The organism is Sporosarcina sp. FSL W7-1349 (assembly GCF_038003045.1).
Lineage (GTDB): Bacteria > Bacillota > Bacilli > Bacillales_A > Planococcaceae > Sporosarcina.
In genome coordinates, this window is sequence record NZ_JBBOOK010000002.1 from 516,809 (window position 1) to 539,784 (window position 22,976).

25 protein-coding genes and 1 pseudogene are annotated in these 22,976 nt (G+C 43.8%); 9 read left to right on the forward strand and 17 right to left on the reverse strand.

From position 1 onward, the window contains the following. Positions 1-196: 196 nt before the first annotated feature. Positions 197-649, reverse strand: coding sequence for a cupin domain-containing protein (locus MKY41_RS16465; protein ID WP_340746475.1), 453 nt, complete (start codon positions 647-649; stop codon positions 197-199). Between the two features lie 134 nt (positions 650-783). Beyond that, on the reverse strand, positions 784-2,034 hold the full coding sequence (locus tag MKY41_RS16470) for a diguanylate cyclase domain-containing protein (protein ID WP_340746125.1): 1,251 nt from the start codon (positions 2,032-2,034) through the stop codon (positions 784-786). A gap of 230 nt (positions 2,035-2,264) precedes the next feature. Here MKY41_RS16470 and MKY41_RS16475 point away from each other — a divergent pair, with 230 nt between their 5' ends. The 3 genes from MKY41_RS16475 (at position 2,265) to MKY41_RS16485 (ending at position 5,378) form a co-directional block, all read left to right on the forward strand. Next, positions 2,265-2,807, forward strand: a complete 543-nt coding sequence (locus tag MKY41_RS16475; RefSeq protein WP_340746126.1) for a manganese efflux pump MntP — start codon at positions 2,265-2,267, stop codon at positions 2,805-2,807. Between the two features lie 139 nt (positions 2,808-2,946). Beyond that, positions 2,947-3,906, forward strand: a complete 960-nt coding sequence (locus MKY41_RS16480; protein ID WP_340746127.1) for a hypothetical protein — start codon at positions 2,947-2,949, stop codon at positions 3,904-3,906. Between the two features lie 144 nt (positions 3,907-4,050). Further along, a protein-coding gene (locus tag MKY41_RS16485; RefSeq protein ID WP_340743350.1) for an IS3 family transposase occupies positions 4,051-5,378 on the forward strand; the annotation gives its coding sequence in 2 pieces (ribosomal slippage) (positions 4,051-4,429 and positions 4,429-5,378; 1,329 coding nt in all). Positions 5,379-5,447: 69 nt separating this feature from the next. Here the strand turns inward: MKY41_RS16485 and fni are convergent. From fni to MKY41_RS16525, 8 genes and pseudogenes are all read right to left on the reverse strand, one after another. Then, the gene (gene fni, locus MKY41_RS16490; RefSeq protein WP_340746476.1) at positions 5,448-6,479 is read right to left on the reverse strand and encodes a type 2 isopentenyl-diphosphate Delta-isomerase; all 1,032 of its coding nucleotides are present in this window, start codon (positions 6,477-6,479) and stop codon (positions 5,448-5,450) included. An 84-nt stretch (positions 6,480-6,563) separates the two neighbouring features. After that, the gene (locus tag MKY41_RS16495) at positions 6,564-7,382 is read right to left on the reverse strand and encodes a phytoene/squalene synthase family protein (protein ID WP_340746128.1); all 819 of its coding nucleotides are present in this window, start codon (positions 7,380-7,382) and stop codon (positions 6,564-6,566) included. 161 nt (positions 7,383-7,543) lie between these two features. Next, positions 7,544-8,944 (reverse strand): DHA2 family efflux MFS transporter permease subunit, encoded by a 1,401-nt coding sequence (locus MKY41_RS16500; protein ID WP_340746129.1) that lies wholly within the window; start codon positions 8,942-8,944, stop codon positions 7,544-7,546. Positions 8,945-9,186: 242 nt separating this feature from the next. Continuing rightward, a complete protein-coding gene (locus tag MKY41_RS16505; protein ID WP_340746477.1) occupies positions 9,187-9,627 on the reverse strand; it encodes a MarR family winged helix-turn-helix transcriptional regulator in 441 nt (146 codons plus the stop codon). A gap of 90 nt (positions 9,628-9,717) precedes the next feature. Next, positions 9,718-10,713 carry an LLM class flavin-dependent oxidoreductase gene (locus tag MKY41_RS16510; RefSeq protein WP_340746130.1) on the reverse strand — a complete coding sequence of 332 codons (996 nt, stop codon included), beginning with the start codon at positions 10,711-10,713 and terminating at the stop codon, positions 9,718-9,720. A gap of 43 nt (positions 10,714-10,756) precedes the next feature. After that, positions 10,757-11,398, reverse strand: coding sequence for an SDR family oxidoreductase (locus MKY41_RS16515; RefSeq protein ID WP_340746131.1), 642 nt, complete (start codon positions 11,396-11,398; stop codon positions 10,757-10,759). Between the two features lie 58 nt (positions 11,399-11,456). Beyond that, positions 11,457-11,873: a MarR family winged helix-turn-helix transcriptional regulator gene (locus MKY41_RS16520; RefSeq protein ID WP_340746132.1), complete on the reverse strand. Its 417-nt coding sequence runs from the start codon at positions 11,871-11,873 to the stop codon at positions 11,457-11,459. A 172-nt stretch (positions 11,874-12,045) separates the two neighbouring features. Next, positions 12,046-12,147, reverse strand: a pseudogene (locus tag MKY41_RS16525) (AsnC family transcriptional regulator); the annotation flags it as partial. A 121-nt stretch (positions 12,148-12,268) separates the two neighbouring features. On the opposite strand from MKY41_RS16525, the gene MKY41_RS16530 reads away from it, so the two are divergent. Continuing rightward, positions 12,269-12,832 carry a cysteine hydrolase family protein gene (locus MKY41_RS16530; protein ID WP_340746133.1) on the forward strand — a complete coding sequence of 188 codons (564 nt, stop codon included), beginning with the start codon at positions 12,269-12,271 and terminating at the stop codon, positions 12,830-12,832. 57 nt (positions 12,833-12,889) lie between these two features. On the opposite strand, the gene MKY41_RS16535 is transcribed toward MKY41_RS16530, so the two are convergent. The 3 genes from MKY41_RS16535 to MKY41_RS16545 form a co-directional block, all read right to left on the reverse strand. Next, on the reverse strand, positions 12,890-13,474 hold the full coding sequence (locus MKY41_RS16535; protein WP_340746134.1) for a beta-class carbonic anhydrase: 585 nt from the start codon (positions 13,472-13,474) through the stop codon (positions 12,890-12,892). A 42-nt stretch (positions 13,475-13,516) separates the two neighbouring features. Beyond that, positions 13,517-14,146 carry a nitrite reductase gene (locus MKY41_RS16540; RefSeq protein WP_340746135.1) on the reverse strand — a complete coding sequence of 210 codons (630 nt, stop codon included), beginning with the start codon at positions 14,144-14,146 and terminating at the stop codon, positions 13,517-13,519. Between the two features lie 371 nt (positions 14,147-14,517). After that, a complete protein-coding gene (locus MKY41_RS16545; RefSeq protein WP_340746136.1) occupies positions 14,518-14,772 on the reverse strand; it encodes a hypothetical protein in 255 nt (84 codons plus the stop codon). Positions 14,773-14,956: 184 nt separating this feature from the next. Between MKY41_RS16545 and MKY41_RS16550 the strand changes: the two genes are divergently transcribed. Continuing rightward, positions 14,957-15,064 carry a YjcZ family sporulation protein gene (locus MKY41_RS16550; RefSeq protein ID WP_340746137.1) on the forward strand — a complete coding sequence of 36 codons (108 nt, stop codon included), beginning with the start codon at positions 14,957-14,959 and terminating at the stop codon, positions 15,062-15,064. Positions 15,065-15,113: 49 nt separating this feature from the next. Here MKY41_RS16550 and MKY41_RS16555 read toward each other — a convergent pair whose 3' ends face one another. Next, on the reverse strand, positions 15,114-15,893 hold the full coding sequence (locus MKY41_RS16555) for a DUF2268 domain-containing protein (RefSeq protein ID WP_340746138.1): 780 nt from the start codon (positions 15,891-15,893) through the stop codon (positions 15,114-15,116). Between the two features lie 64 nt (positions 15,894-15,957). Between MKY41_RS16555 and MKY41_RS16560 the strand changes: the two genes are divergently transcribed. After that, entirely contained in the window at positions 15,958-16,464 is a 507-nt protein-coding gene (locus MKY41_RS16560; protein WP_340746139.1) for a GNAT family N-acetyltransferase, read from the forward strand. Between the two features lie 282 nt (positions 16,465-16,746). On the opposite strand, the gene MKY41_RS16565 is transcribed toward MKY41_RS16560, so the two are convergent. From MKY41_RS16565 to MKY41_RS16575, 3 genes are all read right to left on the reverse strand, one after another. Beyond that, a complete protein-coding gene (locus MKY41_RS16565; RefSeq protein WP_340746140.1) occupies positions 16,747-17,643 on the reverse strand; it encodes a hypothetical protein in 897 nt (298 codons plus the stop codon). 78 nt (positions 17,644-17,721) lie between these two features. Further along, positions 17,722-19,122, reverse strand: coding sequence for a sensor histidine kinase (locus MKY41_RS16570; RefSeq protein WP_340746141.1), 1,401 nt, complete (start codon positions 19,120-19,122; stop codon positions 17,722-17,724). Continuing rightward, a complete protein-coding gene (locus MKY41_RS16575; RefSeq protein WP_340746142.1) occupies positions 19,119-19,703 on the reverse strand; it encodes a response regulator transcription factor in 585 nt (194 codons plus the stop codon). Before MKY41_RS16575 ends, MKY41_RS16570 begins: the two co-directional genes overlap by 4 nt. A 460-nt stretch (positions 19,704-20,163) precedes the next feature. Between MKY41_RS16575 and MKY41_RS16580 the strand changes: the two genes are divergently transcribed. From MKY41_RS16580 to MKY41_RS16590, 3 genes are all read left to right on the forward strand, one after another. Beyond that, positions 20,164-21,012 carry a pyridoxamine kinase gene (locus tag MKY41_RS16580; RefSeq protein WP_340746143.1) on the forward strand — a complete coding sequence of 283 codons (849 nt, stop codon included), beginning with the start codon at positions 20,164-20,166 and terminating at the stop codon, positions 21,010-21,012. 413 nt (positions 21,013-21,425) lie between these two features. Continuing rightward, the gene (locus tag MKY41_RS16585) at positions 21,426-22,130 is read left to right on the forward strand and encodes a dihydropteridine reductase (protein WP_340746144.1); all 705 of its coding nucleotides are present in this window, start codon (positions 21,426-21,428) and stop codon (positions 22,128-22,130) included. Between the two features lie 367 nt (positions 22,131-22,497). Continuing rightward, positions 22,498-22,899 (forward strand): GNAT family N-acetyltransferase, encoded by a 402-nt coding sequence (locus tag MKY41_RS16590; protein WP_445683355.1) that lies wholly within the window; start codon positions 22,498-22,500, stop codon positions 22,897-22,899. The last annotated feature ends 77 nt before the right edge of the window (positions 22,900-22,976 follow it).

A 22,976-nucleotide genomic window follows, 5' to 3' on the forward strand; every position in this document is an offset into this window, starting at 1 on the left:
CTACATTCGGTCATAGACCTATCATAGCGAGCCAATCGGGTTTCGTCTACTCTTCCAAACCGAAGTTGGGAGTTTTGGTTTTCCGGCGTTTATTCAGGAATTCGGCACTGTCCCATACCCAGCTCCGTATAGCTTACAGAACGTCCACGATGCGCAACGCTTTCCGTGGACGTTCTGTTTTTGAATCTGCTGACCCTCATTCATCCTCCATGGCGTCCGCTTTCGTCCGATGGACTGTGCCATACGGGTGCTCAGGCGGGGCATAGATAGTGTAGAGTTTCAACGGAGTATGACCCGTATTGATCAAATTATGCCATGTGCCCGCTGGTACCATGATGGCATCGTCATCGCGTACAGGCACCTCAAAATTCAATCGATCTTTCGCATCTCCCATTTGCACAAGGCCTTGCCCCTCTTCCACCCGCAAAAATTGATCCACCGTAGGATGAACTTCCAGACCAATGTCTTCCCCGACTCCGATGCTCATTACGGTCACTTGCAGATGATCTCCTGTCCAGATCGCCGTGCGGAATGTATCATTCACCCTTGCCGCCTCATTGATATTGATGACGAACGGCTGCTTTCCACGGTCCTGTAACATAATTCCATGCCCGGCAACCGGCTGCTGCCCGACCGGAAAATGCGGGATGACACACCGGTGATAATGGTGTGGACACCAATACGGAACGAAATAGATAGACCCCAATCCTTTCAAAGTTGATCGTATTAGCATATGCCGAAGGTGGCGTAATGACCACAGTTTGCCGGATTGTATGAGGACGGTCACCTTGTAAAGTGGTTTTTTCTTTCCCGTTTTACTCGATACATCGCATGATCGGCATTTTGGATGAGCGATGCCATGTCTTTTCCATCATCGGGATACACACTGATTCCGATGCTGCTTTTCACTTGGAACGACTGCCCTTTCAACTGGAACGGTTCCTGGAAGGCCTTCATAATCCGGTTCATCTTTTCTTCTACGTCATTATAGTTGTCGATATTTTCAGTAATCAAAAGAAATTCATCGCCTCCATAGCGGTAGATGAAATCCCCTACACCGGCACAACTCCGCAAAAGAGAAGCCGTCTTTTGGAGTATCCGGTCCCCGACTTCATGACCTAGGCGATCATTGATCTCCTTAAAATTATCCAGATCGATAAACAGCACGGCGACTTTCCGGTCCCCGGCCAGATTTTCCATCTGCGCTAACTTATGATGAAGCGATCTTCGGTTCGGCAAGTCCGTGAGCAAATCATAGTTCGCTTGATAATGAACGACTTTTTCAAGTTCTTTTCTTTCCGAAATATCATGCGCAATTGTCGATAAGAACTCGACAACGCCCTCTTGAGATTTATGGGCCACAATGATTTGGGATACAGGGATTTCGTTTTCATCCTTATCGAGGATCACGGATTCCCCTTTCCAAAATCCTTTTTCAATTGCAGTTGGAATTCCCTTGCTTTTTATAATACCTGTCTCCCACACGAGGTTTGATTTGCCCCTGATGGCGTCCTCCTCATGAATCCCCATGATTTTACGGGCGGCCGGGTTATAATACAAGCCATTCCCCGAAATGTCCAACGTGGCAATAAAGTCGGGAGAAGCTTCCATTATATCTAACAGTTGCTGCTGTCTGCGTTCATACTGTTTTCGTAACGTAATATCCCGATCGATCCCCCGGTAACCGACGCAATTTCCTTCTTCATCCAAGATCGGAGAACCGCTCGTTTCTAATATTACTTCATGGCCAGCCCGGTGAAGATTGATGTTTTCGAGGCTTTTGATCGGCAATCGGTTTGCGACATGATATTCAAATATCGGGGCGATCCGCTTCCCTTCCGACTCCTCCATCAGATAGAAAGGAGTTTTCCCGATGACCTCGGCCGGTGTATATCCCAATATGTCTTGGATACGGGGACTTGCGTACGTATAAATGCCATTTCCATCCACTTCCCAGATCCAGTCGCTGACATGTTCCACCAACATGCGATATCTGTCTTCATCCGTCCCTATTTGCTCGATCGGTTCTTTCATATTCATACCATCCTCTGATGATTTCTGTAATTTTGGTTTGATTATATCAAATGTAAGATAGATTAGAAATACAATTTTCACCAAATAACAGATCGAAAGGCATGGCAACAATATTAAAATTATTTTTATATAATAGCCTAAAGAACCGCATTAGATTCACCAGAATTCACCCCCTCTTCATCTCCCTCATATACTTGTAGAATAGGAATTCGTGCTGAGGGGGCGATACAATGCTGACGGTCTTGATCATCGGCGTAGCTGCGAATCTTGATAATTTGGGGATCAGTGTGGCGTACGGGTTGCGCTCCAACCGGATTCCGTTCCTATATAATCTTGTCATTTCGTTAATATCCATGGGGTGTGCTTACCTTTCCATGACGGCGGGCAGTTGGCTTGCGGAATACTTTTCCGCCTTCCTTGCAAATGTGCTCGGTGGCATTTTGCTGATTGGCCTGGGTGCCTGGATCCTTCTCAAGAAATCGATTGCGCCCTTTTCTCCGAAGGGAGAGGGATTGGGAACGATTCAATGGAAAGAATCGATTGTTCTAGGATTCATTCTTTCCCTCAATTGCCTCTCCATCGGGTTCGGGGCAGGGGTTACCGGCATGCCGCCCTTCGTCACGTCATTTGTGATCGGCCTCTTCTCTTTTATTTCTATTTCAATCGGCGTCAGCCTTGGAAAAACAATTGGCCACACGTGGTTCGGCAAGCGCGCGGAACGCATCGGCGGAATTCTGTTAATATTCATCGGCATCGTGGAAGCACTCTCTTAGATGCTTGGCATCTCAAAATCGGTACCAGGCACTTTCTCTCACCCTCTCTCCCACCAGCGCGGTCTACCATGGTACACTAAGCTCAACGCTTTCTCTTGAAACTAGTAACTTGAGCGCACGGATAGAAGGAGACATCCGCATGAAGCAGAAGTGGACACTGACGGGACCGAAGTTAATCGCCTTTGCTGTGTTCCTGTTTTTAATTTATATAAATTATGGAAACTGGCAGGAGCACCGGGCATTCATGGATGAAGCAGAACAGCATCCGATGGAAAAGCGGGTCGTCCAAAAATATGTCGTCCTTGATCTGTTGGAAGGTCCCCGGTACTCTTTCCAATTGGACGCCATCCCGAAAAGCAGGGTGCCGAAACCAGCCAACTCTTCTCTGATCGGCGTCGATCGGGAGCAATATGAGCAGGTGGAAGTCGGAGATACAATTACGGGGTATGCGGTAGAGGGAAAATTCTATACGGATACACTGCTGCAGGAAGAAGAGATGTGGTTCTACCTGTTGCTGGCCCTATTCAGCCTCTATCCAATCGGCTACATCCTGTATGTCCTCCTGAAAATCAAACCTTTCCGGCAACTGTTCGAACGGCCCGCCATCCGAAAGTTTGTCAATGCAATCGGAAATGTCTCCCTGACTTTTCTTTTCTACGGAGTCCTCGCCGTCCTCCTTCTATTTGGGGGAATCGAATGGAAAGACGCCTTAGCCAATGGCTATGAAAAGTTTTTCGGGGAATCCCACACAAAGACGACCGCGCTCGTCATCGATCGGGGAATCGATCATAACCCGTCCTTGTATGGAGACCATGAATATTACCTGACACTCATGTACAAGCCGAACAGCCAGGAGAACCTCTTTGTCGCCAAAGGGGTCACCTGGCATACGTATAATAAATACCAAGACGAAATGCCAATCGTTTACAACACCCAAAATCCGTATCAGGTATTCGCGCAGGAAATGGATTTCATGGATATCTTCTATATATCACTGACCGATACCGTCACGATCATGGTCGTTTCCCTGATCTTAACAATCCTCCTGAGCGTGCTTCCTTATTTATTGTGGAAGCGGAAGAAAAGGAAGAACAAATAACGAGACATACAGAAACAGCCCTTCCCCATTAATTGAACTGAACCCCAAATGGTAGACACTTTTAAAAAAGTGACCCCATTTGGGGTTTTTTCTGTCTAAAAGCCTAAGTATACTAAAATGACTATCCTGACAGGAGTGTTTTCAATGAGTAAAATAATCTTCAATGAACACCAACGTAGAATATTAGAAGCTAATCCTAATGTGAAATCAGTTTCTGATCGTTCGATCCAATACAATCCCGAATTCAAATTGTTAGCTGTCAAAGAGAATCAGGGCGGTAAAGGTCCTTCTCAAATTTTTATTGAAAATGGATTTGACTTAGAAATGATTGGTACGAAGAAAGCTAAAGAATCTCTTAGTCGTTGGAGAAGAACCTATAAGCTTCACGGTGAAGAGGGATTTTTTGAGGAACGCCGTGGAAAAGGAAGTACTGGACGTCCATCAACTAAAGGATTATCTCCTGAGAAAAAACTTGAAAAAGCTGAAGCACGAATTAAATATCTTGAAGCTGAGGTCGAGTTGTTAAAAAAGCTAGAAGAACTAGAAAGGCAGGCGAAGAAGTAATACTGACATCAGCTGAGAAATATCAGGTTATTAATGAAGTGATTCGCAAGTTTCAATTAAAGGGATTCACAGCGCACCTGTGCAGAGTGGCAAAAGTACATCGAAGTGGTTACTATGCATGGCTAGAAAAATCGGAGAGTCATGCCGTCCGCGAGGAAAACGACTATCAAGATTACCTGTTACTTAAATGTGTTTATGATGCATTCAAAGGGAAAATCGGCTATCGAGGCCTCTATATGACGCTAGAGGGATTACTGGAGACCCCTATGAATCATAAGAAGATCCTTCGTTTAATGCGTAAGTTTAATCTCTTTACCAAAATACGAAGAAAAAATCCTTATAGAAATATAGCTCAGGCTACTCAAGAACACCGTACGGTGCCAAACCACTTGAATCGACAATTCACTCAAGATGAACCAGGCAAAATCTTCGTCACAGACATTACTTATCTCCAAATGAAAACTGGACAAACTGCTTATCTTTCCTGTGTAAAGGATATAGCTAGCCGTGAAATAATCGCTTATGAACTTTCAGTAAGCTTAAGTATGGGTATTGTATATCGAACCTTACGTAAGCTTAAGGAAGCATTAGACGGAAATGTCCATCCAGAAGCAATGATTCATTCTGATCAAGGTTTTCACTATACACACCCAGAATACCAAGCACGTGTGAAAGCAATGCAACTCACACAGTCCATGTCCCGAAGGGGGAATTGTTTGGACAACGCACCTATCGAATCATTTTTTGGTCATTTTAAGGACGATGTAGACTACAAGGAAGCATCCAGTCTGTTAGAGCTGAAAATAATGATAGATGAATATATGGGTCACTACAACTGCACACGCAAACAATGGGATTTAAAAAAGATGACTCCGGAACAATACCGAAGTCATCTCTTAGCTGCCTAGATTAAAACGTCGTTTTTTTAAACTGTCCATTATATGGGGCTCAGTTCAAATCCTAGGGAAGGGCTGTTTTCAATTCCGTTCTATGAGACGCGGAGTTCCTTTTAATGCTTCTATCGACGACACGCCGATGCCGAACATCGCCATCTTGAGTTCCAATTCGCGCGTTTCAAGAACTCGGAGAACGTCTTCCGTACTTTCGGTCGCTTCTTTTAAAAGGGACCGTCCGAATCCTGCCATGTCGGCGCCAAGCGCAATCGCTTTGGCAGCATCGAGGCCCGTCCGTAATCCGCCGCTCGCAATGATCGGCTGCTCGTCTATCGATGCGCGGACCGACCGGATGCTTTCGACCGTCGGGATGCCCCATTCGCTAAACGCTTCAGCCGCCTCCTTCTTGACCGGATCACCGGAGCGGAATTTCTCCACCTGGCTCCAGGACGTTCCGCCGGCCCCCGCCACGTCAATGAAGGAGATTCCTGCATCACATAGCTTCCTCGCCGTCTTCCCGTCAATTCCCCATCCGACTTCTTTGATGCCAACCGGAACATCCAACGCGCCGCACAGTTGCTCAATTTTCCCCAGCAGGCCGGCAAAATTCGTGTTTCCGTTTGGCTGGATGACTTCTTGGATACTGTTCAAATGAAGAACAAGCAGATTCGCGTCCGTCATCTCGATAATTTTCCGGCATTCCTCGATGCCGAACTCATAATTCAGCTGAACTGCGCCCAAGTTCGTGATGATCGGAACATTCGGGGCGTATTTCCTCACTTCAAACGAGGCATGATGTGCGTCTTTGTCGAGGAGTGCCCTCGTCGATCCGAGTGCCATCACCCAGCCCCGCTCCTCGGCAGCTTCCGCCAGATTCCGATTGATCGTCTCCGCGAATGCCGTTCCCCCGGTCATGGAACTGATGAGGAACGGGGTTCTGCATCGATGGCCCAGAAATTCGGTTTCAATGGAAATTTCATCAAAATCGATTTCCGGAAGCGCATTGTGAATAAAAGAGAGCGAGTCAAATCCTGTGGAGATGGACTCTCCCGTCACTTTTTCATTCAATGAAATCGTGATGTGCTCGGATTTTCGCTGTTGGATCGAATCAGTCACCATCTGACACCTGCCTTATCTTTTGTGGAATGAACCTGTGCGCAAGGTGCTTCGGTTCATACCGGGAAATCTTTTTCATATCCGTTACTCGCTTTTTACTTCCTCAACCGTTTGTTCCACTTCGGCGCGTGTCATTTTCTCCCGTCCTTCTTTCATGGCCTTCAATGTTTTGTGGGCCAAGGCAAGGGGCAGACGGCAGAATAACACAATGCTTCTCTTATGGAGAGACTTCATGTACTCATCCGCTTTCGCCAAGTTCTCTTCTGCATATTTGAACAGCTCCGCACGGGTCCAACCTTCGGGCACGAAATTGACACCCCGTTCGTCCAAATCTTCCTCTTCATTCCGCAAAATATTTACAGCCTGAAGCCCGCGTCCATAGCCAATCGCCAGTTCACGGTCTGTTTGTTCATCTGCGTAAAGCGCCCAGAGATCGGAAAGCATGACGCCAACGAGTCCAGCCACGTAATATGTATAGTCATCCAAATCTTCACGTGTCTGGATATTCCAGTTTTCTTTTGCCCATTTCGCCATACCCCATGCCATTTCCCGAGCAGCATCCATGACAATCGGCTGCGCGTCCTTCGGGCAAGCTTGTACCCATTCTTCCAAACGAACGGTAACGTCGGGCAGGTTCGCTTTTTCCGATCCTAGAATCCGGAAATATTCTTCATTATTAAATGGTTGTTCGAATAATTCGCTGACTTTCATCAACATTGTATATTTGGCATCATTGTCCAAGTCTGCATGATCTTCAATTTCATCTATTGCACGGAATATCAAGTAAGCGGATGCAACCGAATGTTTTAACTCCCTTTTTAAAAAGGTAATCGGAATATAAAAGGTACGGCTCGTCTCTTTAAGTACACGCATCGCATCTTTCGGAAATGCTAATTCAGCCATGATGAGCTCCTTTCTCCCTATTAAGTTTTTCTCCTATACACCATCGTAACTCAATTTCTGAAAAAAATATAATAAAACAGAAAAAAAGGCTGAAAAAGGTGACAGTCCCCTTTACAATTTGGACACTAATCGGAATAGTGTCCGAATTGTATGGGTGACTGTCACCTTGCTTTCTTGACAAAGAACGAGCCTAGGAACCCAACAGCTGAAATTGCCGTGATGAAGTGGAAGGCATATTTTACTCCAGCCGCTACAATCATCGGTTCGGAGGAATCCGGAAAGGCTGCGATATGTCCGCTTTGTCCAGCTGTAAACACTGTTATCGCAATGGCCGTACCGGCAGCTCCAGCTACCTGATTCAATGTGTTCATCGCCGCCGAGCCATCTGCATACAATTGGCGCGGCAACTGATTGAGGGCATTTGTTTGTGAAGGCATCATGACCATCGTCAGCCCAAAGAATAGCACCATGAACGCTGCGATGACTTGCCAAGTTGGAGTCGTTGCTGAAATGACGGACATAAAAATGATATTCCCAATCAATACAATAATAGACCCAGTCCTTATGAAAACGCGTGGCCCCCATTTATCAAATAATGCACCGACAATCGGTGACATGATAAAGTTGACTGCATTCCCGGGAAGCAATATTAATCCGGCCACTACCGCACTGAACAGTAAGGCGCTCTTTAAATAAATCGGCAATAAAATAGCCGTTGATAAAATGATCAAAATTCCAAGGAACATCATAAGAGTTCCTAGTGTAAACATCGGGTACTTAAAGACGCGTAAATTCACCATCGGCTGTTCCATTGTCATTTGACGAACGCCAAATAAAACAAGCGCGATGATTCCTGCAAGTAAAGGCGCCCATACGATAGGTGCCGAGATGGGCTTTTCAGCCATCGTACTCAAGGCAAATATTAATCCACCAAAACCGATCGTCGATAATAGAATCGACAGAAAATCGATCTTCGGCTTCGTGATTTCAGAGACATCCTCGATTTTAGCGATAGCATATATCGTCAAGAGCACGTAGAAAACCGAGCTGAACCAAAAGATATACGGCCAATCCAATGTACTGATGATAACCCCTGAAAGCGTCGGCCCCAAAGCGGGAGCTAGCGTGATAACAAGACCCATGATCCCCATGACCGCCCCACGTCGATGAACCGGGAAGATAATCAAAAGAACAGTTGTCATAACAGGTAGGATCAGGCCTGTTCCAACTGCTTGTACGAGACGGCCAAGCAGTAACACAATAAAGCTGGGAGACAATGCGGCTAAAATCGCCCCTGCCAGCGAAATCACCAATCCGCAGATCACTAATTGTCTTGTACTATACCATTTCATCAACAATGCCGTGATTGGTACTAAGATCGCTAACACTAATAAATATCCCGTAGTGAGCCACTGCGCTGTGCCGGGTTTGATCGAATATTGATCCATAATATCTGTTAATGCCATATTTAATGCTGTTTCACCAAACAACCCGATAAAGGCACCTAACATGAGAATAAAGGTCATGGTCTTTGGATTTTTCACTTGAATCTGTGTACCCATAAAAATCTCCTCTTAGTCGCGATGTTCTTTTTCAGCGATTTTGTATCCATTCCGTAGTACACCCCCACACACTAGCTTAGTTACTATATCAAATAAAAATCCACATCGTCAACCTTGTTGACAATATTTTTTATTTCGATATTATAAAATTAGTTAACATAGGAGACAGTAAAATAAAGATTGAAACCGCAATAGCAAAAAGCCCCTCTTCGTCAAGTCCATTTGACAAAGAAGGGCTTTCGTTATTCTTCTATTCCCCAGTCTAATTTTAGTAAATCATGAAGGAGAGCGACTCGTTCACTGCCTATTTTTTCTGCAATTTTATGTTCAAGCTCGGCTTTCAAGTTGATGTTCTTTTCATAGCATTCTTCACCTAAAGCGGTTAACTGGACACATTTTTCTTTCTTATTGTTTTCAACATCATGGATTTCGACTAAACCTTTTGCGGAAAGGTTTTTGATGAACTTATGGATGGCTTGGCGTGAGATTTCCACATTTTTGGTCACATATGAAATGGTGGGCCGCTTTTTATAAATCCGGGCCATGATATACCACTCAGAATTGGAAATATAAATCTCACTTTGATCATTCCAAGCTTTTTCCGTTATTCTACGGAGTAAACTGTGACGCTCACTCAATAAATCAATCAAATCCAAGTCTTGTAATTCGGAATTTGGGATCAAGTCATTCACTCCAATCCTACTCTCGCCCCTACTATACAAAACCTGCAATTGAATTTCAATTTGGTTGACGTTTTTCTTGGATGATGAAGTTCATACGAACAATTCCCGCGCCAATAAACGATACACATCCAAACGCTTTTCTTGTGAATGGGGGATGCTGACAATCATCGCTTCATCAAATCCATATTGCTCCTGTTCGGCTTGCAGCACCGTCGCGATTTCTTTTGCATCTCCTACTAAATGGATTTTACGGTTATCTTGGATGATCATGCGGTCCATTTCCGTCAGCGGATAATCCCGGGCTTCTTCAGGTGTCAACACTGGGGCGAGCTTGCCTCTCATGAACAGTAGACGCCAAATGTCTTGGGGCTTCGCTTCGAACTCCGCTTCTTCTTTAGTCTCCGCGGTCGTCACCATATAGGAAACATTGATTTGTGGTTTCTCCATGAAGGCGGAAGGTTTAAAGTTCTTTTTATAGGCATCTAAAATAGGCTTGGACATTTCGCCATTGAAAAACTGGGCAAATGAATAGCCGACACCCCTCACCCCCGCTTGCACAGCGCTATTGCCCGTCGAGCCCAACAGCCAAGCTTCGGGCAAAACGACTTCGGACGGGGTCGCAATTGTTTTCTGATACAAGTTATCTGCGGGAATTTCATCGTTGATCAACTGCAAAGCCGTATCAAATTTTTCATACATATTGTGTACCATCGGCTGACGTCCTTCAGATAGCGCATAGATGGAGAGCTGGTCCCCACCCGGAGCACGGCCCACGCCAAAATCTATGCGGCCCGGTGAAAAGGCGCTTAACGTTTTAAACACCTCGGCCAATTTGAGTGGGGAGTAATGCATCATCATTACGCTACCCGTGCCGATCCGTATATTTTTCGTTTTCGCAGCTAAATGGGCGGCTATCACTTCTGGAGCGGAACTTGCAAAATCCCTAGTCGCATGATGTTCCGCCATCCACATCCGATGGTAGCCTAACCGATCGCCTAAAACAGCCAATTCTTCCGCTTTGAGTAAAGCATCCGCCGCCTTATTCCCGGTTGTAACCGGGGCTTGGTCCAATATACTTAATCTCATATTTTCAGTATCCTTCCAATTAATTTAATCCTCAAAAAGCGCTTCATAACTGATCCAGCGCATCTGAAATTGCATCTTCTCCCGACACAAGGTCAAATGAACGGTTAAACGTATTTTCCATCGGCAAAGCAGCAAGGATGGTTTGCGCTACATCTTCCCGCGGAATCGAAGCGGTTTCTAAGTCTTCCGCAATGGAAACCTTTCCGGTGCCTGGTTCATTCAACAATCCACCCGGGCGGATAATTGTATACGTTAAGCCGCTTTGCTCAAGGATTTTGTCTGCGTGATGTTTGGCAACCATATAATGTTTAATGCTGTTCCATTTTTCTCTCCTATGAGCATGGATCGCACTGACCATGATAAAACGATGGATGCCGATTTTCTGCGCAGCTTCTATCGTTTTCGCCGCCCCATCCAAATCGATTAACAATGTTTTGTCGGCGCCCGTATGTCCGCCGGATCCCGCCGTGAAGACGATGGCGTCACAACCTTTGGCCGCTTTCGCTATTTCATCTACACTGCCTTCCAAATCGGCTAATCTTGCTTCGACGCCTGCCTTTTCAAACGCTTCCGCTTGTTCTTGTTTTCTAACCATCGCTCTTACCGTATGTTCCGTACTAGCTTTAAGTAACTGGACAAGATGTTGACCAATCTGTCCGTTTGCGCCAACTACAAAAACTTTCATGAATGATCATGCCTCCACTATTCATTAGTATGCTAATGGTTCCAATAAAAAAATGAGCCTACGATAAATTCTCAGCCATTTTTTTCAAAAGTTTTTTCAATGTTGCAAGTTCCTCGGAAGACATGCCTTCCAATAACTTATCCTGCTGCTTTCTCCAAACAGCTTCAATGGGCTCTTTCATATTTTGACCCTTCGGTGACAAGTACACTCTGTTAATCCTGCCATCGGATGGATCACGCTGCCGATAAATCAAACCGTAACTTTCTAATGCCTTGACCGTATTCGCAACAGTGGGCGGTTCACAATTCAACCGTTCACTCAACTGGCTCTGTGTAATACTGTCTTCGTTCCATAACCGGCATAATAGCTGATCTTGGCCGATATGAAGATCCAATTGACGCAACATTTCCGAATAACTTCTTCGCTTTTTGGCGGATATGTCATCGAGAAGTTCCCGAATTTCATCCTCAATCAAAAGTTCACCTTCTTCCATGATTAGTTAGTAGGCTAACCATATCGGGAAATTTTTTTTATTTCAAGTAAAAAGATTAGATGGACTATACTCAGGAGCCGGTATGATTTTTTCTTCTTCTCAAAATCAATGATATATTCATAATTCCCCAACGCGAGGAATTATACCTTTTTGTTTTCCCCGTCATATGAATTTGTTCCCCTAAGTCTTTCCATTGGATACGTGAGTTTTCGGATAATAACCGAAGGATCTGAAAATCAATGTTATCGAGTTCCATAATAAATTCCTTTCACCATGAAATTGTTTTGTTCAAAAGCGTTTCGTCAACCTATCGATAAAATACCGCACACGGTATATGATTGGGATGTAACAAAATACGCTAAATGAGGTGGAGAATTATGAGTACAGCTCTAATCATTGTAGATATTCAAAATGACTATTTCCAAAACGGAAGAATGGAGTTAGTGAACCCAGATAAAGCGGCTGCGAATGCTGCTAAAGTGCTTGAACATTTTAGAAAAAGCAACAAGGAAAACATTTTCCACGTTCAGCATATTGCAGCCGATCCGTCATTAGGATTCTTCCTCCCGGATACAGAGGGCGCTGAAATCCATGAAACTGTTCAACCTTTGGAAGATGAAAACATCATCGTGAAAAACTTCCCGAACAGCTATCTACAGACTGATTTGGAAAGCAAATTAAGAGAAAACGGCGTAACCAAAGTAGTTGTTGTCGGCATGATGACTCATATGTGCATTGATGCAACAGTCAGAGCTTCTGTTGACCTAGGCTTTGAGACGACACTTATTGAAGATGCTTGTGCTACAAGAACTTTATCCTATCAAGATAAGGTTGTTCCGGCCGAACAAGTCCATTATGCGTTTGTCGGTGCACTTAATGGCATGTATTGCGAGGTAAAATCGACTGAAGACTTCCTACAACTAGAAGCTAGCAAATTATAAAGAACCATTACATGCGAAAGGCTGTCCAGATTATTTCTTCTGAACAGCCTTTCTTCATCATGCTTTATTCGACTGTTCGATATAAGCATTGCCATCTGATAACAGATCGAGAAGTCCTGTTTTTGGATCCATGACAAGTCCATGTACCGGAATAGTTTTTGCTAGTAATGGGTGATTCCGGACAACTTCACAACTTTTTAACACACTTGTTTTTACATCGCCAAAGCCTCGAAGCCAACCTTTAATATCATGCGACGAATATTTTAATGTATCAAATGTTTTGTCCGGGATACCACGTTCTTTCATATGCTCAATCATGATATCAGGATCCACTGCACTCATCCCACAATCATAATGACCAACTATGAACACTTCCTCCGCATTTAGTTCGTAAAGCGCGACGAGAATACTACGCATAATACTGCCAAATGGATGGTTGACGACTGCCCCTGCACTTTTCACAATCTTTACGTCACCATTCCGTAGATTCATCGACTTTGGTAAAAGTTCGACGAGTCGCGAATCCATGCAAGATAATACAACTAGCTTTTTATTTGGATATTTTGTTGTAATGTAGGGCTCATATTCTTTTTCTTCGACGAATCGGCTGTTGAATTCTAATATATCTGTCAGTGAAGACATATTGTACCTCCTATTTTTTACTTCTCAACTGAATCCTTCTCTTTATCCAGCTACTTCATCTTTCAAATTTTCAAAACCAAAACGATTAATAAACTTTACAAATGACTCCCTCTTTTTGCCCTGTTCAGCATAGAGATGAATAATTTTTTCGACAACCTCATAAAGCCGTTCAGGTGTTAGTTGCTCCAGCAATAACGTGCCAATTTGAGCATCCTTTCCCTTGGCTTTTCCGCCAATATGTAAATTATACCCATCTTTTACTTTCATGACGCCGATATCATTTACTAAAGGTTCGCCACAGCCAACTGGACAACCCGTGTAGGCAGGCCGTAGTGTAAAGGGGACTGGTTTTCCTGCTATTCGCTCATTTAGTTCAATGGCTACTGGCATTCCTTCTTGTTCTTCCCCTTTACAAAAATTACAGGTTCGAAGACTTTTGACAAAATTCCCAACCGGATAACAGGACAATCCCACCTCCTTAAATTTTTCCTTGACGTATTCCACCTTTTGTTCAGATACCTCGATGTATAGTTGTTGAAAAGTGGTCAACTCCAGTTCATCGTGATCACCCATATATTCCACAATGACAGCCAGTTGTTTCGCATTTAATTTAGCACCAAATGAAATACCCCCATTTACAGCCAGTTTCACCTTTCTCTCTATTTGATTCATTCCACTTCTCACACCTTTCTAATCTATTTTCAGCGTCCTACTCCTGATTCTATTCCACTTTTTCAAACAGCCTTGAAATCTATATGGTAAGTCTCTATTAAGTTTTCCAACAGCTTATCCTTCTGTTCTGTTTTCATATTACCCTACCCCCGTCAGGTATGTAAAGAAGTAAAATTCAGCGGGGAAATAAAAAGGAGATTTGTGGGGATCCATATCCTCTCCATGCAGCCGGAGTGCAGATGAGATTTCATGCACATCGGATCCTTCAGCCTCTTTCTCCACTTCCTTCTATATATATTACGTGAGAGCACAGACATCAAAAACCGGATGGACGACGTAGGATCTGTCTGCCATCCGGTTTTTCCATTGAATCACCACCAAAAAGGCAGTAAGGCGAAGGTAGCGATAGCGCCTAGAGCAATACCGAAAGCGAAGGCACGGCCGCGACCAAAACCGAATCCATATCCAAACCCACCCAAGTTCCGGCCGCCAATCGGTTGCAAATAGACTCTGTTATTCCGGACACCTTGAATGATACCCCTATGGGTTTTTCCATCCCGCGTTCCGATTACGACCGCCCTCCCGACATGCCGAGTGCATAAGGAGTGGTAATGTTGAATTGACATCTTGTTGTCACCTCATTTCACTTGAACATACATCATCATATGTGGATAACGATGCCTCTTAGGGGACAAACACACCACAGCTTCGTGGAAATTCAAAATGCTACGGAAATTGGGATACTGTCCAGTGCGCGCACATTTCTTATACATAGAATATGAGCATCAGGTTATTTGGAGGTGTGGAAGCATGTCGGAATCCGTCGGAGGCTACGTAGGAGGATTCACCTTGATCGTTGTACTGTTCATCCTGTTAATCATTGTTGGTGCCTCATATTGGGGTGGAGGATACTATTAATAGAATTTGCAAAGGGAAAAGCACGCAGTTTTATGCGCTTTTCCCTTTTTTAAGTGGGCAGTTGCGCTATTCGGGATGATGGATAGGTGAACAGATCACCAGTATGCAACGTCTTGCCTTTCAAAAAATTGCGGACTAAATAATAACCCACACAATAACCGGTCATTTTAGGATATGACCCCAAGCCATATAACACCTCTTGATGGATCGCTGTCCTTTTTGCCTGATCCTTCTCCGGATACACTGACTCTTTCCACAACTTCTCCAATACCTCGTCGGCATACAATGAAAGCCAGGCGGGATTTGCACCCTCCCCTTGCCTTTCATAGACAGCCATTTCGGCCAGCCCTTCCAAGATGATCGTATCTAGTAACACATACTCCTCTTCCCTTTTTGGATATTTTGTTAATCGGCAGACATGACTGTATTCATGTGTCAATAATGCCTGGATTTCCGATTTCGTATTATGAGGGGCTATGAACAAGAACAGCTTATCTTGGTAAGCGATCCCCGATTTTCCGTTGAACTCGCGCATCAGTAGTTCATTGTCTGAATCCGACGGGAAAATGAAGATGGGTACGTCGGGACCTTGCCATAGCTGTTGCAGCTGCTCGAATTCATGTTGGGCGATGGTCCAGACTTTATTTTCCTCGAGCTTTTCCCTCATGTCCCTTCCGTTTTGCGCCGAGGTGTACATACCGTATGCCAATAAATGATAATAAATATCCGTAACAGAAGCGTTGGGAAAGAAGGATGACAGTTTCTTGCAAAGTCCGATGGGATTTCCGTCCGATTCCCTCAGCCAGTCGTTTGTTTTGACCACACCCATGGGTTCACACTCCTTTGCCGTATTCTATGCGATGCCGGCAGCATCCGGGTACAGGAGTGAATAAGTGAAAGAACGGAGAGTCGGAATGACAATCAGAAGGGCAACTGAGATCGAGACAATGGACATTATCAAACAGGCCGTGGATGTAATGAAAGAAGCGACAATGGGATTTTTGGAGCCGACGGAAGAGATCGCGATGGGGATGCTTTCACCTTTTTTAGCGGATGGTGGATACTTTTTGGTATTTGCCGAACAAAATGCGGTGGCGGGTTGGATTGGCGTTTGTCAGACGAGTGATCCATTCTCGGAGGAAATGACAGGATTCATTTATGAAATTTATGTACTGCCCGACAAACGCGGGCGAGGGATTGCGGAAATGCTCTGTCACGAAGCATTTGAACTACTGAAAGCGGACGGTTGCAGCAAAGTGCAATTGAATGTCTTTATGGGAAATCGGGCACAGGAACTTTATCGAAAACTGGGATTTGTCAATGTCGCTACTCTGATGGAGAAGAAGTTGGATTTGGGATCCACTAGCACAGCTTTCGACAACGATCAAACCTGTCAATGAAACATCAACCACAACTTATCAAAACAGCCGTTCATCTCTAAACCTTGCAAAAGGAGTCAGCTATACGATTCCCCAGGATCAGGCTAAAAAAACAATACATACACAACTAAATTTCTATCTGTAAATAGTTAATCAATAGAAAAACAAAACCCAATATGCTGTTCAAACAACATTCTTGGGTTTTGTTAAGTGGAGTTAAAAAATAGCACTCCCGGAATTTTCTAAACTCTAGTCCTGTCCTATCCTTCACTGGAAATTCGCATATGCCAGAATGTTATTTTTTCATTCCAACTCAATGCTCTTCAAAATAGGTGCCTCATTTTCAGTGGTAGGAGGCACTGACTTTTCAAGCTCTTTAACTTTTTCCTGCAGCTCTTTTTGAATCTTTTCCGAGTACTCCAGGGTGTGTTTATAAGATGTACTATAACCAATACCAAGCAGTTCCTTATCGTATCGAGAAAAAGTCATCAAAGCAATCTCACCATTTTCACCCGTAACATCAACAGAAATAGTCGGATCATTATTGGAATAACCTTGGCCATTGTACTCTACTGAACCGACTGCGCCGTGAACAATGTTATATTCCTCCGCCAATTCTTTGGCTAATGTAACGAATTCCTGTGGATTTTTATCAAGGGCTGCATCAAAGGCTACTGAAACATTCCCATCCAGTGTTCTGTCTCCCCGACCTATCCCAAATAATTCTCCCGTCACTGAGTCCACAGTGAAATAATAAAGGAGTTCCCCGTTAATGATCGCTTCACCATGCCAAGCCGAGCGAGGAAGACTGTCGGTTGCTTGTTGGTAGCCCATTTCAACCACCTGCCCCTCCAAATTCACGTCAAATACTCTCCAGAGAGCCTGTGCACCAATTTCCGCTGCATCTACTTTACTCATATCTTTGCTCGTTGGCGTTTGGTTGTGATAGTATTCAAGATCAATAGCCTCTACCGTATAATTTGCTTTTTTGTACCCTTCAGGCAAACTGTGTTCTTCGGATTGTAACAAATCTCCAATATAATTTGCGTAAATCGTTGGAACTGTATTTGTTTTTTTAAATTCCGCCGCTGTTGCTGCTTGCAAGATTCCCAAGGAAAGCAATGTGCTTGCTCCAATGACTGTCGTGACCGAAAGAACCGTTTTTGTAACACCTTTTCGTTCTGATCTGTTTTTCGCCATTTGATTTACTCCTTTATCCTTTTATTATGTGATCACATAAGCAGTATAAAATGGCCATATTACAGAATAATCATAGAGTTATAATGAAGTTGTAAAAATAATTTTCACTGTTGTCCCTTCACCAACGGAACTGATAAACTCCATTTCTGCATCGTGTAGCAAAACAATCTGTTTGCAAATGGAAAGTCCTAATCCAGTTCCGCCCTCTTTCCGATTTCGTGATGTTTCTACACGATAAAAAGGCTCCGTAATATGCGGGAGAATTTCAGGAGGCATCCCCTGCCCGTTATCTTGAATACTAATGGTTAGCTTCCCGGCTTCCATAGCAGCACGTACAATAATATGGCCTCCCGGTCCACACGCCTTGATGGCATTATCCATTAGGTTGACAAACAAACTTTTCAACAAGTGAACATCGCCCCAAATGACATCCAATTCACTATAAAATTCGATTTGGATTTCTTTTTCTCTTATCTTATTATGTAACGTCTGTTGGACAGTGTAAAAAAGGTCGGTCACATGCTGGGCTTCCCGGATGATTTGATCATTTCTTAGATTGGCGAGATCGAGCAATTGATTCGCCAATGCTTGCATACGTCGACTTTCCGACATAATATAACTGATGGATGACAGCCTGTCGTCCTCGGTCAAAGCAGCCTTTTGCATGTACTCGGCATATCCATAAATGGCCGTTAACGGTGTGCGGAGTTCATGGGCAAAATTATCAATAAACTGTTGCTTTTTTTCTGCGGCTGCAATTAGTTCTCCCATCTGACGTTGGATTTCCTCCGCCATATAATTGAAGCTTTGCGCCATTTCGGAAAGCTCGTCCTTTCCCGAAACCGGCAATCTTGTTTCATATGCACCAGCCGCAATATTTCGAGAAGTCTCGGAAATCTGCGATAAAGGCTTAAATATTCGATTAAGCGACACTAGAAGACCTACAGCAAGCAAAATGGAAATTAACAATCCTACTAGAAACAAGAGGTTCTTCGTTTTCCCCCAAGCTTTGACAGCATCTGTCGTGTCATACACATAGACCATTGCGTACGAATCGTAGGGTACGGGAAGTTTGCCTGAAACGATGACATAGTTACGGTCATCCGACTTCTCAAACTGCACGAGTCGACTCCCGTCCCTCGGCATGTGCAGAAAATCATTCCGCCATACGATTTCTTGTCGACTGGAATAGACAAGCTGATCATCCTTATAAAGCGCTAACCTTCCCTTTTTATCACCCGAAAAATTACTATATGGTTGGAGCAGAGAGTCTACAGATTCTTCTATAGAAACCCCACGGCTTTCCAAAGCCTGGAGATCTTTCAACATCGCAGATGTCATAATGTAATGTTCTGCCAAAGTTCTTTCCTCTGCATGTCTAACCACATCTTTGAACATTGTAAAAGAGATCACTAGTATGCCTAGATTGAAAGCGAATAGGAAAAGCAAAAAGGTTGTTAAAAAGGTACGATGTTTCATAGCTGGACCTCTAAGCGGTACCCTACTTTGTACACCGTTTTAATCACATTCTCCCATCCTAATTTTTTTCGCAGCTTTTGGACATGAACGTCAATTGTTCGAGTATCGCCTTCAAAATCATACCCCCACACAAGCTCAAGAAGTCTGTCTCGAGACAGTGCAATATTGCGATTATTAACCAATACCTCTAATAACTCAAATTCCTTCGGTGTGCATGCAACGAGTTGACCCTTGTAAAACACCTGATAGCTATCAAAATCTATCCTCACACTGCCTAGTTCAAAACAACTTTTCGTTTTTTTAGTTCGACGTAACACCGCCTCCACACGTGCCAACAGTTCCAACATTTCAAAAGGCTTTGTCAAATAATCGTCCGCTCCCATAGATAACCCTTTTACACGGTCAGCCAAGCTAGTCCGTGCCGTCAAGAAGATCGTCGGCGTATCTTTAACTTGTTCAAATACGGAATAACCGTCTAGCCCCGGCAGCATGATATCTAAAATAATCAAGTCGAATTGTTGGTTTTGTATGGTAGAAGCGGCGGCTTCCCCGTCAAAGACAGAAGTACATTGATGCCCCACCAGCTGTAAATTTTAATTCATTGATAGCTATTTCATCTTCCACTATTAAAATGGCTGCCACAATAGTTTCACCACCCCTTTTAACACTAATGGTACTACTGATTTGTTATGGAGTTGTAAAGACTGAATCGTGGCTTACAGTTACTCTTGTCCTTTTCCTCCTATTATTTTTGCGAAATAACCTCGAAACAACTACCATTCCTGATTGAAAATCCCGAGTTTGACTCATTCTTTGGATATTGATTCGAAGTTCTGTTGGCAGGGGATCAATGCAGCTTCGTCTGGAGATTTCATTGCTAAGAATCTTCTCATCTAGAATAATATCGAATTTGATTTACTGGAATCACTTCATACTTTGTTTTGCACCTAATTGGACTCGATGTAATTGTTTCATACACAGACACCGCCCCTTTTGATATGATGAAGGTAATTGACTAGTCACATAACTACGGAGGAAATTATGAAAAAAGTCGCGGTCATCCAAGATCTATCATCGTTTGGTAAATGCTCACTCACAGCAGCCATTCCCGTGCTTTCGGTCATGGGTGTCCAGGCATGCCCTTTACCAACCGCCATCTTCTCTGCGCAAACAGAATACCCGAGCTATTTCGGCGAGGATCTCACTGAGAAAATGCCATTTTTCACAGAAGAATGGGACAAGCTGAATGCGAATTTTGACGGCATCCATACCGGGTTCATTACGGGAAAAGAGCAAATTGCCCATATCCTTCGTTTTTTAGATACGTTTTACAAGGAAGATACCCTTTTGCTTGTGGATCCAGTAATGGGAGATATCGGGGAAGCGTATCAAAACTTTGATGAGGACCTGCTGGCGCAAATGAAGGAACTCATCAAACAGGCCGATGTCATAACACCAAATGTAACGGAATGCTGCCTGCTGACCGGATTATCGTATGGTAGACTGCACCGCTATAAAAATGAAAACGACTTCTTCAAAGCGATTCAAGAAGCAGGCCAGCAGCTGCAGCGGGAAACCGGCGCCCAGATTATCATTACCGGGATCGATCCGCCATCCAGCCTGACGGATTCCCGGTTGATCGGCAATATGTATGTGGACGGTGAACGATCCTTTTACAGTTCTGTGCCGTTTAACGGGAAAAGCTATTCCGGTACGGGGGATTTATTTGCATCCGTCATCATGGGCAGTCTGATGCGCGGGGAAAAATTGACGCAAGCAATCCAAACTGCAGAAACATTTTTAACTGCGGCCATTCAGGATACGGACGCGGAAGGAACACCTGCCGTGGCGGGGGTGAATTTTGAGAAGTATTTGAGGTTGTTGTTGTGAAGAATACTTTTATCGACCAAATAGGCCGGCATATGCCGGTCTATTGGGATTTCATATCAATTTTCTTTTAGTGCCTGTCTGTTAATTTCAGCATGACTAATTTCAAAATACCATTTTTATAGCTTGCCTTGACCCCTTCATTAGGAACGGTGCTCTAGGAATGGCCGACGTAACGTTCTTTTCGATATATATGTTCCTCTTTCATTTCATTCGTATTAATATCCTCCTTTTCCCCATCCTTTTTGTAATTAGCACGTCGTTCGGAACTACGAATTATTCAGGTTCAGTACTCCCTTCTAAGTTTAATTTGAATAAATTATCTGGAATAATCAATCCACTTAATTGAGAATAGTTATCAATTAATGTATACTAGGTTATAGAAACGATATATCATTGAGTAAGGAGAATAGATAATGCAAATTTACTGGACTAAAATAAATAAGATTATTGAAGAAACGCCCGAGGTTAAAACGTACCTGCTCGACTGTCCGGAAGGATTTACATGGGAAGAAGGTTCCCACACCCACTTCGCATTGGAAGGTTTTAATGCCGGAGATAAACCGAACCGCAGCCTGATTCGCCATATGTCCATCTCCACTTTACCGCACGAAAATTCTATCGGTATTACCACACGTATCAGAGAGCAGTGCTCTGAGTTTAAATCGATTTTAAGAAATCTTGAAGTCGGCAATGAGGTTGCAATATTTAAAACTCATTCGAATGTACCACTTAAAAGAGATGGCAAAAATGTTTACCTGCTGTCATCTGGTGTCGGACTAGCAACTTTCAGACCTCTTGTACTTGATTATTTCGAACGTGCTGACAACGTCAATCAAATTCATTCCTTGAACATCGATTCATCGAAAGACTTCTTATTCACTACTATCTTTGAGTCCGCACCTGATAAGAATTTCACCTCACAGTTCGTCGATAACCGTAAAGACTACTATGAAGAAGTGAAAAATCTCGCTGCAGACAAGGATGGACTCTTCTATGTTGTCGGTAGCGACGAGTTTCTCGTACAGAACATTGAAGTACTACGTGAGCAGGGCATCAAGCCGGAACAAATTGTGCTCGATAAGCGTGAACAACAACTGCCTGAGTTTTTATCAATCTAAGCTAGACAGACTGTTTCCTTGGTAACAAGAGCGATTGTGAAATAAAAAAATAGCTTGTCACACTAACGCACAGATTAATTTTGTGCGTTTTCTTTTTTTACCTTTTATCTCACCGCTTTTGGCTATCATTTGCCCCATTTGGCAGTGACCACGTTGAATACTCGTTACTACCCATTCATACTTTTCTTTCCGATCCCTATAAATCGGTGTAACAACCGAAAGAGCACCGACTGCACCACCTCTTCCTTTTCGCATAAAAATTAGTTATAATGAATAATTATTATAAAAGGAGAGGTTAGTAATGAGGATACATTCAGCGATTTCTACTGATGCAGCAGTGATCCACGATGTCATGATCCAAGCGTTCATGGTGTATAAAAATGAAACCCCGCCATCCAGTGCATTGGAGGAAACTGTCCAGTCTATTGCAGACGCCATGAGAACCGGCGAAAACGCATTGATTGCCTATGAGGAAAACGAACCGGTCGGAATGGTACGTTTCCAACTGACAGAAGAGGGTTTGTATTTTTTCCGGCTGTCCGTCCTCCCTGACAAACAAGGGAAAGGCATCGCCAAAATGATGCTGAAAACATTGGAGGACCGTGCAAAGGAACAAGGCATGCCCGCCATGCTATGCAAAGTCAGAATGGCGGTGGCGAAGAATATCCAGTTATACAAGTCCATCGGGTACCGGATTTGCGAGGAAGAGAGCATACAGAGACCAAACGGTGTCACCCTTCCCATTATGTTAATGAAGAAAGTGCTTTAACTCCTTGCGCGATACAAGAACCACGTTGCTGTTCGGGCTGGAGGCATGTCGGCGCTCGTTCTTCTAAGTCTTTGAAT